Consider the following 10,289-nt stretch of genomic DNA (forward strand, 5'->3'; position numbering starts at 1 on the left):
GCGCGCACCGGCTCGACCTGCTCGACGCGGACGAGCCGCAGCGCTGCGCCGGCGAACCGCACGGCCCGGAGACGTTCGCCCCGGTGGTGGCCCGCCGGCTGGCCGCGCTCGACGCCGAGATCGCCCGGCTCACGCGGTTGCGCGAGCGGCTGGCCCCGCACGCCGCCGCCGGGCCGGCCCCGGACAACGAGGGCTGAGCGCGGGCACCGCGGAAAGGTACTCGACCGGCACGTCCACGACGGGGGCGTCGGCGTGCCGGGCGAGGGTCTTGGGCCGACGCTCACGTCGCGTCGGGGGCGAGGCGGGCGTCGAGGGGGGCGGGGGACGGGGTGGGCCACTGGATGCGGGTGGCGCACAGGGAGACGATCGCGGCCGAGGCGGCGACGGCGGCCATGCCCCAGACCAGGCCCGCGCCGTCGGCGATGAAGCCGATCACGGCGGGGCCGGCGAGCAGGCCGGTGGTGCCCATCGCGGCCACCAGGGACAGGGCGTCGGAGCCCCGGCGGGCCGCAGCGACGTAGACGCACGGGGTGACGGCCGCGACACCGAGGCCAACGCAGGCGAAACCGAGGAGGGTCGGCGCCACGCCGCCGGCGAGCAGGGCGAGGGCGAGCCCGGTGGCGGCCAGCAGGCTGCCGGCGCGGACGATCCGGCCGTCGCCGAAGCGGGTGCGCCAGCCGTCGGCGAAGATCCGGGCGAGGACCATCATGACCGAGACGACGGCGATGCCCAGCGGCGCGATACCGGCGCTCGCCTCGACGACGTCCTTGAGGTAGAGCGCCGACCAGTCGTTCATCGCGCCCTCGGTCACGGTGCCGAAGACCATCGCGAGGCCCATCCACAGCGTCGCCATCGCGGGGAGGGCGAACCGGCGCCGCTCCTTCTTCTCGGGCGCGGCCTCCTCCCCCGGCCCGTCCGCCACCAGCGCCGGGCGGGCGAGCGCGACCAGCGCGACCAACACCACGACCGCGACGCCGAAGTGCACCGCGAGCGTGTCGGTGAGCGCCGTGACGCCCGAGGCCAGCAGCGCGGCCAGCAGCGAGCCCGCGCTGAACGTCGCGTGCAGGCGGGACATCGTCGTGCGTCCGAAGCGGGCCTCCAGCGCCGCGCCCTGGGCGTTCATGGCGACGTTCAGGCAGCCGACCGCGACGCCGTCGCAGAACAGCACCACCAGCGTGACCGCGTAGTTCGGCACCACCGACAGCGCGAGCAGCACCCCGCCGAGCGCCAGGGCGGACAGCACCGACAGCAGCCGGGAGCCGAACCGCCGCATCAGCGCCGCCACCAGCGGGAAGGACACCGCCGCGCCGACCCCGCAGGTCATCAGCAGCAGCCCGATCTCCGCCTCGCTCAGGTCCAGCCTGGCCTTGAGCGCGGGCACCCGGGAGACCCAGGTGGCGTACTGGAAGCCGAGCACGAAGAACAGTGCGGCGATGGCGAGTTGGTGCCGGCGGAAGTCGTCGCGGACGCGGATCATGTGCATCAGCCCAGTTCGGTGGCGAGGGTGGGAACGAACACAGCGGTGGTGGCGGGCCGCAGCGGCATCGCCATGTAGACGGCCTCGGGGCCGTAGCTCGCGGGCAGTGCGACCTCGGGCCGCGCGCGGTAGCCGAGGGGGGCCCACACGGCCTGGGCGCCGAGGACGGCGACCAGGGAGACCGTCCGGTAGCCGGCCGCCAGCGCGGTGTCGTGCAGGTGGCGCATCAGCCGCGGGGCGAGGCCCCGGCCGCGCAACTCCTCGGCGATCACCAGGTCGTGGGCGTGCAGGTTGCCGGACGTGGAGGCGCCCCCGGATTCCGCCAGGCTCAGGTCCGGGCTGCGGAACAGCGGGTACGGCAGGGCGAGCAGGTAGCCGCCGACCCGGCCGCCGTGCTCCAGCACGTAGCAGGTGCCGGGCGAGGCCGCGTGCCGGGAGCGCAGCGCCTCGCGGCCCTCGGAGAGTCCGTGGTCGGCGTAGGCGCGGGCCTCCAGGGCGACGATGGCGTCCCAGTCCCCCTCCTCCACCGCGCGGATCCGGATGTCGGCGCTCACTCGCCGCCTCCTATGCAGCTGTACGGGAGCGGCTCGAAGCCGTTGAACCCCCGGGTGGTGTACGCGGCGGCGTACGCGCCGCAGGCGTGCACCCACACCGGGTCGCCGGAGGCGATCGCACGGGGCACCCGGACGAGCGCGTCCTCCGTCGTCCGGTACGCGTCGTCGCTGTCGCAGGTCGGGCCGGCGACGACGGCGTTGACGAACTGGCCGCCGGGGTGGGTCGGGAACTCCAGGCGGTACTGCAGCTCGTCCATCTCGTACAGGCCGTTGAACTTGCCGCAGCTCAGGTAGAGCCAGTCCGCCCGGCTGCCGTCGAGCTGGCGGCGCGAGGACAGCCGGGCCACGTGGGCACGGATCGCGCCGTGGTCGGCGACCAGGTGGCGGCCGGGTTCGACCAGGAACTCCAGTGGCCCGGACGAGAGTTCGCGCAGCCGGTCCATGCCCTCGCGGATGACGGCGAACATCTTGTCCAGCGGCGGGTACAGCGGCCGGCCGCGCCGGTCGAGCACCCCGAGGGCGGGCAGGCCGCCGCCGAGGTTGATGGTCGCGGGCGTGATGCCCCGCCAGTTGAGCGCCTCGACGACGGCGGCCAGCGCCTCGATCGCGGTGTGCCAGGCCTCGGCGGTCATCTGCTGCGAGCCGACGTGCACGGACAGGCCGGACGGGGTCAGGCCGGCCGCGCGAGCCGCCTCCAGCACCCGGACGGCGTCCTCCGGCGAGCAGCCGAACTTGCGGCTGAGGCCCCACAGCGCGCCCTCGCCGGTGGTCGCCAGGCGGCAGAACACCCGTGAGCCGGGGGCGTGTTCGGCGATCGCCGCGACGTCCTCCAGGCTGTCGGTGGCGAAGTCGCGCACGCCGAGCCGGTAGGCCTCGGCGATGTTCGCGTCGGACTTGATCGTGTTGCCGTAGTGGATCCGCCCGGCGCCCGCGCCGGTGCGCAGCGCTTGCGCGATCTCCTGCGGGGAGGCCGCGTCGAAGCCGGCGCCGAGGCCGGCCAGGCACGCGAGCACCTCGTCGACCGGGCAGGCCTTGAGGGCGAACCGGACTTCGGCGTCCGGGAGTTCGGCCCGCAGGGCGGCGTACTGGGCGGCGATGCCGTCGAGGTCGTAGATGATCCGGTCGTCGGTGGCGGCGGCGAGCGCGGCGCGCAGCGCCGACGGGTCGTGGACGCGCGCGGGCTCGTCGGGCCCCTGCGGGAAGGCGCCCTGCGCGAAGGCGCCCTGGAGGGAGGAGCGGTGCGGGGCGTGCGGGTGCACGGTCGTATGGAGCATGCTCTTGGGTGACATGTGGGTGCGGCTCCTGGTCCCTAGCGGGGCAACCGGTCGGCGGGCGTGGCCCGGCTCGCCCGGACGAGCGGACCCCACGCGTCGGTCAGCAGTGCGAAGTCCTCGATGTCGGCCTGCGCCTCGTCGAGCAGGACCTCCCGCAGGGGCGCCAGGTGCTCCGCGAACTCGGCGTACTTGCCGCCCAGTTGCCGGTAGCAGCGGTCGAGGACGGCGAGCCGCCGGTGGTTCTCCGCGCGGTCGGTCACGGCGCTGCGGCGGGCGGAGTCGGCGATGACGTCGGCGCGCACGCGGTGCCCGGCGTCGAGCAGCGCGTCGCCGGCGGCCTCCATCTCGGCATAGACCGGGTAGAGGTAGAGCATGGAGAGCAGGAACTTGGTGTAGCGCAGCTGGTAGGCGGTGAAGCCCGCGCCGATGCGCCGTTCCGGCGTGTAGTAGTTGACGATGTGCCGGTTGTGGACGACGCCGGGCAGGGTGGCGTCGCGGACGAGGTGCAGGAGGAAGTAGTCGCTGCCGATGGTCGCGGTGGCGGGTGGCAGCGGGACGCGTTCGTACACCTCGTGGTCGAGGGCGATGTTGCACATGTCGACGCGCCAGATGTCGGGCAGGTCGAGGACGGCGCGGTCGCGGGTGAACGGTTCGGTGCCGCCGCCGGTGAAGGACTCGGCAACGAGTTCGCGCCGCTGCTCCTCGGTGGCGCCGGTGGGTGCCCAGAGGCCGACGACCTCGTGGTAGACGCCGGGGTCGGCGTCGCGGATCTCGCCGAGGTCGACGGAGAGTTCACCGACGAAGGAGGCGCCGACGAGGCTGACGGGCTTGTCGGCGTGGGCCGGGTCGAGGGTGGTCTCGGTGACGGCGCCGGCCGCGTCGGCGGCCCGCAGGCCGAGGGTGGCGAGCTCGTGGTCGACGGGGAACACGGGCTCGCCGTCGAGGAGTTGGTAGTGGCTGTCGGAGTCGCGGCGGTGCACGGAGGTGCAGCCGAGGGCGGCGGCGATCAGGAACGCGCGGTTGGTGCACGCGCCGTAGGACACGGCGTCCGGCAGCATGAGGTCCAACAGCCGCTCGGGATAGTCCAGTTCGGAGCGTTCGATGACGTCCCGCAGGAAGGCGCGCTGGGCGTCCTCGTCAAGATGGTGGACGACGACGTGCTCGGTTCCGGGGAGCGCGGCGACGGCCTTGGCGTGCTCGTCGTACGCCGGCCCGTCCGCGGAGTCCAGGATCAGCAGGTGCACCTCGACGCCGAACGCCCGTGCCGCGTGGGCGGCTTCGGCGCCGGTCTCGGCGATCGTCCCGGCGCAGGCCCGGTTGGTCGGCAGGGTCAGGCATATTCTGCGCCGCACGCTACTCCCCCGCCCCGGTCGGATCCTCGCCGCCGGCCGATCCGCCGCTCCACGACCTGAGTCCGAGCAGCTTCTCGCCCAACTCGGTGAGCTCGGCGGGGCCGTAGCGCAGCGCCTCGGGCTTGTCCGCGTCGCCGACGAGGGTGCGGTTCCAGTCCGGTGTGCTCAGGGTGCGCCAGGAGTCGACGCGCGAGCGCCGCATGTCCTCGGCTTCCTCCAGGGCGGGCATCATCGACAGGTACTGCACGGCGCGGACGCCGCCGGCCGAGGTGTTGCGCTCGACGCCGTGGGCCAGCAGGCCGTTCCAGATCAGCAGGTCACCGGCCCGCAACTCGGGCCGGACCACCGGGAATTCGGCGCGGTCGACGTCCGGGCGGATCGGGTCGCGGTCGGCCGGCTGGGCGGCCTGCCACGCGTTGAACCGGCGGAACAGCTCCGGGTTGCACTGGAAGCCGCCGTGGTCGGGCTCGGTGTCGTTGAGCGCGATGATGCCCTGGACGCGCTGCGGCAGCATGCCGAGCGTGGTGTCGACGTCCCAGTGCAGCTCGATGTCGAAGCCGCGGTCGGTGGGTTCGATGAGCGCGCGGTCGCGGTTGCGGACGTTGGGCGGGTTGAGGTTGAGCCGGTCGAGGGTGACCCACAGCTCCTCGCAGTCCCACACGTCGACGAAGGCGTCGTAGACCCGCTGCGACTGGCGGCTGTCCCAGATCAGCTGGTGGTGGTAGGCCTCGACGAAGCCGTAGATGTGGAGGTGCTGGTCGAGTTCGTCGCGGTACTCGCGCTCCCGGTACCAGTCCTCGGGCCGGTCGGGGGACAACCCCTGGAAGTCCCAGGCGAAGTCGAGCAGGCGCCGGGCCGCCTCGGCCGGGACGGCCTCCTTCACGACGACGTAGCCGTACGTCCGCCAGAACGCGAGGTCCTCCTCGGACAGGACGCGCAGCGGCCGGGTCTTCCGGATGTCCCGCAGGGCCGTCTGCGCGAGGTAGGTCTCGCCGTCGGCGCTGAAGTAGGGGCGTTCGGAGGCGGCCCGGTGGAGATATCCGTCAGGCTTCGGCATGAGCAAGTCACTCCATGGTTCGTGGTCGACGCAGCGCTTCCCGGAGCTTCCCGGTTGGACGGGCGCGGGCGCGATGGACCGGAATTCCCACCGGATCGGGCGGCCAACTCGTCGGCTCGGCAGGGCACCTCACCCTGCCTCAGTCGTTGCCGAACGGCGCGTCACCTACGTTGGACTAGACCAACTAATGGTGTCAACCCTCAACTGCCGTTTGGCAATGGGGGAACCGCGCAGCTAAAGAGCGCGGCAACGACTCGCTTTATGTTTCGCCAACTGACATAAGCACGAGTATGTTTCGGGAATTGACATAACATCGGGACGGTCGGGCTGCCCACAGAGATCGCGCCTTGTCAGTGGCGGCTTGTATGTTGACCACCAAGCGGGGAGATGAGGTGAACGATCGGATGATCCGGTCCTACAAGTTCCTGCTGCGCCCGACGGTCCAGCAGGAGACTGCGCTGTCGGCGATGCTGCGAGATCACTGCTCGCTGTACAACGCGGCGTTGCAGGAGCGCCGGGACGCCTACCAGCACGCCTCCAGGACGCGTATCAAATACGGCGACCAGTCCTCTCAGCTGAAGGCGATTCGCGCGTTTGATCCGGATCAGGCACGGTGGTCGTTCTCGTCTCAGCAGGCCACCCTCCGGCGGCTCGACAAGGCGTTCCAGGCGTTCTTCCGCCGCGTGAAGAACGGCGAGAAGCCGGGCCATCCCCGGTTTCGTGGGGTGAACTGGTTCGACACGGTGGAGTTCCCGAAGGACGGGGACGGCTGCCAGTGGGACTCCACCGTGCACGATCCCATCACTCGCGTCCGACTGCAGGGCGTCGGGCACATCCGCGTGCACCGACACCGCCCGGTCAGGGGGCGGGTCAAGACGATCAGCGTCAAGCGCGAGGGCCGGCAGTGGTACGTCGTTCTCGCCTGTGATGAGGTACCCGCCGAACCGCTCCCGGCCACGGGCGCGGCCGTGGGGATCGACATGGGCGTGAGGCGCTTCCTGACCACCCACACCGGCGGCCACCTGCCCAACCCGCGCCACGGCAAGCGCTACGCCGAAGCCCTTGCTGAAGCCCAACGTGCGTTGAAGGCGTTCCCCAAGACCCGCCCGGACCAGCGCAGCGCCAAGCACCGCCGGGCGGTGGAGACGGTCTCCAGGCTGCACCGTAAGGTCCGGCGCCAGCGGCTCGACCACGCACACAAGGCCGCTCTCGAACTGGTCCGCGCCTACGACAAGATCGGCCACGAGCGTCTGAACATCGCTGGCATGGTCCGAGCACCCAAGCCGAAGCCTGCCCCCGAGCAGCCCGGCACGTTCCTTCCGAACGGGGCCGCCGCCAAGGCCGGGCTGAACAAAAGCATTCTCGACGCGGGTTGGGGGGTGTTCTTGGGTATCCTCGCGAACAAGGCTGAAAGCGCCGGTCGCGTTGTGATCGCCGTGGACCCCCGTGACAGCTCCCGCACGTGCCCGCGCCCGGCGTGCAGGCACGTGGCAGCGGAGAACCGCGACGGGGAGAGATTCCTCTGTGTCAAGTGCGGCCACCGTGATCACGCTGATCGCGTGGGCGCACTCAATGTCGCCATCAGGGCCGGGCTGGTCCTTCCCGACGCGGCATAAGCCGCCGGGGGAGAAGCCCCGCGCTCGCGCGGGGAGGAGTCACGAAGGAGCTCACCGAGAACGTCGGTTCCAGGGGCCCGGCCCGGCGGCACGCCGTACGTTTTCCGTATGGCACGCTGCTCTCGAGCCGCCCGGCTCGCCCCGCCCAGCTGGCTGACCGCGGGGCTGCTGCCGGCCCGTGCGCCCATCCCGTGGGCCGCCGCCGCCCGGGCCTCGGTGGCGCTCGCCGCGCCGCTCGCGGTCGGGACGGCCGCCGGGCGGCCCGGGTACGGCGCGCTGGTGTCGATGGGCGCGCTGTCCGGCGTCATCGGGGACACCGCGGACGCCTACCGGATGCGGGTGTTCAACATCGCCGTGCCGCAGCTGTTCGGCGCCCTCGGCGTGCTCCTGGGCACCCTGGTCTTCCACGAGGGCTGGACGGCCGTCGTCGTGCTGACGGTGATCGCGCTGGTCTCCGGCATGATCTCGTCGATCGGCGCGGTCGCGTCGGTGTCCGGGCTGCTCCTGCTGCTCAACGCCGTGGTCGGGGCGGGCCTGCCGCTGCCGTCCCCCTGGTGGCTGCCGCCGCTGCTGCTCCTGGCGGGCGGCGGGGTCGTGCTCGTCCTCACCCTGCTCGCGTGGCCGCTGCGCGGCGGCACGCCCGAACGCGCGGTCGTCGCCGGCACCTACCGGGCCGTCGCCGACCTCCTGGAGGCCACCGGCTCCCCCGGCTACGACGCGACGCGCCAGGCACTCACCCAGTCGCTCAACCACTCCTACGACCTGCTGCTCGCCCGCCGGGCCCGGCGGCACGGCCGCTCGCGCACCCTCGTGCGGCTGCTCGCCCAGCTCAACGCGGTGATCCCGGTGGTCGAGGCGGCCTCCGCGGCCCAGCTGCGCCCGAGCGACCTCGGCCCGCTCCCGGCCGCCTACCCGGCGGCGGTGCGGCGGCTCGCGGACGCCGTCGAGGCGGGCCGCGGCGGGCCGGCCACCGGGTCCGCGCAGCCCCCTCTACCGGAGCCCGCCGGGCCGTCCACCCGGGCACTGGACGAGGCCATCGGGCACGCCGCCACCGTCGTGCGGGAGGACGCGCCGGACCCGTACGCCGCCGACGACCGCCTCGGCCGGCCCGCCGGCCTGCACGAACGCACCCGGCGGGCGGCCCGGGCCCTCCTGCTGTCCGGCGCGTCCTGGCGGTACGGGCTGCGGCTCGCGCTGTGCATCGGCCTCGCCCAGGTGCTCGTGTCGGTGATCGCGGTGCCCCGCTCGTACTGGGTCACGCTCACCGTCACGTTCGTCATGAAACCCGACTTCGGCTCGGTGTTCTCCCGGGCCGTGCTGCGCGCCTTCGGCACGGCCGCCGGGCTGCCGATCGCGATGCCCGTCCTCGCCGAGGTCCCGCACGGCTGGTGGGACGTGCCGGTGATGGCGCTGCTCGCGACGCTGATCCCGGCGCTGTCCGCCAAGGGGTACGCGTTCCAGACGGCGGCCATCACACCGGTCATCCTGCTGCTCTCCGACCTGCTCAACCACCAGGGCTTCCACCTCGTGCTGCCCCGGCTCGTCGACTCGCTGATCGGCTGCGCCATCTCGCTGCTGGCCGGCTACCTGCTGTGGCCCGAGTCCTGGCACACCCGCATCGGCGACCGCCTGGCCGAAGCCGTCGCCGACACCGCCTCCTACGTCTCGCTCGCCTTCACCACCGGCCCCGGCCGCGACGAGCCCGCCCGCGCCCGCTACCGGCGGCGCCTCTACCGGGACCTCTCCACCGTGCGCAGCGAGTTCCAGCGCGCGCTCACCGAGCCCCCGCCGGTCGGCGCCCGGGCACAGGCGTGGTGGCCGCTGGTGATCGCCGTCGAGCGGATCGTCGACACCACGACGGCGACCAGGGTCCGCGTCGAGCACGGCGCCCCCGTCCCGACCCGGGCCGAGGTGGCCGCGGTCACCCGCGAACTCACCGACCTGGCCGAGGCGCTGCGCACCGGCGCCGCGCTGGCACCGACGGAGGAGATGGCCCCCGACTGCGCCCTGTCCCGCATCCACCACGAGGTACGGGCGGCCCGGGCGGTGGCGGCGCCCACCGGCTAGGGGTCGGGCCTCAGCGCCTCGGCACCCACTGGTCGCGCGGCGTCCGGCGCCTCCCCCGCCGGGCGGTTCAGTCCTGGATGCGGCGCCAGGGGCGGTCGGCCTCCAGGGCGAAGGCGAGCTCCAGGAGGAGGCGCTCCTGGCCGTGGGCGGCGGAGAGGTGGACGCCGATCGGGAGGTCGTTCGGGGCCGCGCCGGTGGGCAGGGCGATGCCGGGGCCGCCGGTGACGTTGTTGACCGGGGTGAAGGCGACGTAGCGCAGCAGGCGCTCGATCAGCTCGTCGTAGGCGACGTTCGGGCTCAGGTGGCCGATCGGCGGGGCGACGTGGGCGAGGACCGGGGACAGGATCGCGTCGTGGGTGCGGAAGATGCCCGCGTACGTGGCCTCGGCGGCCCGCAGCCGGCGCAGCACGCCCGGGGTGCGGCGGAACTCGCCCTGGAAGCTGCGGCGCAGGCCGGTGGTGAGGCCGTCGAGGTCGCGGGCGCGGAAGCCGGGGTCGAGCATCAGCTTGCCGGTGACGGCGAGCGCCCAGGCGATGTAGCCCCAGTAGGAGACGAAGTCGCGGGAGAACTCCTCGTCGAAGGGCAGGGTCGTCGGTTCGACGTGGTGGCCCAGGGCCTCCAGGCGGGCGGCGGTCTCCTCGACGGCGCGGCGGGTGGGCTCGTCGGTCTTGGCGATCGGCGAGTCCACCACGAGGCCGATCCGCAGCCTGCGCCGCCCGGGGCCCTCGACCAGGCCGATCGGCGGCAACTGCGGGTCGGCGCGGTGCCGTTCGGCGGCGGCGAGGAACGCGGCGGTGTCCCGGACGGAGCGGGTGACGACGCCGTCGGTGACGATGTCGAGCGGGAGCTTGCCGCCCTGCGGGTTGGTGACCAGCCGGCCGCGGGTGGGCTT

At 73.2% G+C, this 10,289-nt stretch carries 8 protein-coding genes and 1 pseudogene; 3 read left to right on the forward strand and 6 right to left on the reverse strand.

What is annotated here, in order from left to right; translation table 11 throughout:
* Window positions 1–197: pseudogene (locus AB0O00_RS20465) on the forward strand (MerR family transcriptional regulator); the annotation flags it as partial.
* A gap of 83 nt (window positions 198–280) precedes the next feature.
* On the opposite strand, the gene AB0O00_RS20470 reads toward AB0O00_RS20465, so the two are convergent.
* The 5 genes from AB0O00_RS20470 to AB0O00_RS20490 are packed head-to-tail and all read right to left on the reverse strand — an operon-like array spanning window position 281 to window position 5,714.
* Window positions 281–1,477, reverse strand: coding sequence for an MFS transporter (locus AB0O00_RS20470; RefSeq protein ID WP_363653746.1), 1,197 nt, complete (start codon window positions 1,475–1,477; stop codon window positions 281–283).
* Window positions 1,478–1,482: 5 nt separating this feature from the next.
* The gene (locus tag AB0O00_RS20475) at window positions 1,483–2,031 is read right to left on the reverse strand and encodes a GNAT family N-acetyltransferase (protein ID WP_363653734.1); all 549 of its coding nucleotides are present in this window, start codon (window positions 2,029–2,031) and stop codon (window positions 1,483–1,485) included.
* Window positions 2,028–3,320: a type III PLP-dependent enzyme gene (locus AB0O00_RS20480; RefSeq protein WP_363653736.1), complete on the reverse strand. Its 1,293-nt coding sequence runs from the start codon at window positions 3,318–3,320 to the stop codon at window positions 2,028–2,030. The genes AB0O00_RS20475 and AB0O00_RS20480 overlap by 4 nt, the downstream gene beginning before the upstream one ends.
* 20 nt (window positions 3,321–3,340) lie before the next feature.
* Window positions 3,341–4,657 (reverse strand): DUF6271 family protein, encoded by a 1,317-nt coding sequence (locus AB0O00_RS20485; protein WP_363653738.1) that lies wholly within the window; start codon window positions 4,655–4,657, stop codon window positions 3,341–3,343.
* A gap of 1 nt (window position 4,658) precedes the next feature.
* The gene (locus AB0O00_RS20490) at window positions 4,659–5,714 is read right to left on the reverse strand and encodes a YbiU family protein (RefSeq protein WP_363653740.1); all 1,056 of its coding nucleotides are present in this window, start codon (window positions 5,712–5,714) and stop codon (window positions 4,659–4,661) included.
* Between the two features lie 404 nt (window positions 5,715–6,118).
* Between AB0O00_RS20490 and AB0O00_RS20495 the strand changes: the two genes are divergently transcribed.
* Both AB0O00_RS20495 and AB0O00_RS20500 read left to right on the forward strand, forming a co-directional pair.
* The gene (locus AB0O00_RS20495; protein WP_363653747.1) at window positions 6,119–7,330 is read left to right on the forward strand and encodes a transposase; all 1,212 of its coding nucleotides are present in this window, start codon (window positions 6,119–6,121) and stop codon (window positions 7,328–7,330) included.
* A gap of 108 nt (window positions 7,331–7,438) precedes the next feature.
* Entirely contained in the window at window positions 7,439–9,397 is a 1,959-nt protein-coding gene (locus AB0O00_RS20500) for an FUSC family protein (RefSeq protein ID WP_363653742.1), read from the forward strand.
* Between the two features lie 67 nt (window positions 9,398–9,464).
* On the opposite strand, the gene AB0O00_RS20505 is transcribed toward AB0O00_RS20500, so the two are convergent.
* The coding region (locus AB0O00_RS20505; protein WP_363653744.1) for an amidase family protein at window positions 9,465–10,289 on the reverse strand (825 nt) is incomplete at its 5' end.

Source organism: Kitasatospora sp. NPDC093558 (assembly GCF_040683475.1).
In the GTDB taxonomy this organism is placed as follows: domain Bacteria; phylum Actinomycetota; class Actinomycetes; order Streptomycetales; family Streptomycetaceae; genus Kitasatospora.